Raw genomic sequence first — 517 nt, forward strand, 5'->3', positions numbered from 1 at the left:
CCCTTATCAGTATCTTCAAGTACGTTAAAACGTGAAATTCCACTGGTACTGCTGGTCTCCATTGCAACTTGGTATATTTTTTCAGATAACTATTTTTCATTTTTTGAAGGTGCAGCCTTATTATCTGGCTTTGTTGTTTTTATTGGCGGACTTATTTTTGTCTCACTGCGAGCTAAAAACCAAGACGATCCGTTTGTGAGCGAAGCCTGTGACGAAGTACCTGACAACGTACCAACCAAAAAAGCTTTTTTTTGGCTGGTAGTGGGTATGATTTTACTGCCGGTTAGTTCACACTTTTTAGTTGGCTCAGCCGTTGATATCGCAAAATATTTTGGCTTAAGTGACTTAGTGATTGGTTTGACCATTATTGCTATAGGCACCAGCTTACCTGAACTTGCAGCTTCAATTGCAGGTGTACTTAAAAATGAAGATGACTTAGCGCTGGGTAACATAGTTGGTTCGAATATTTTTAATATTTTAGCGGTATTACCGCTGGCAGGATTAATTAATCCATCGG

General features: G+C 39.1%; 1 protein-coding gene. It reads left to right on the forward strand.

The window, feature by feature from the left end:
• A partial coding sequence (locus PSH54_RS20565) for a sodium:calcium antiporter (protein ID WP_443197784.1) occupies positions 1 to 517 on the forward strand: 517 nt, incomplete at both ends.

Source organism: Pseudoalteromonas sp. Angola-30, assembly GCF_028599215.1.
Lineage (GTDB): Bacteria > Pseudomonadota > Gammaproteobacteria > Enterobacterales > Alteromonadaceae > Pseudoalteromonas > Pseudoalteromonas atlantica.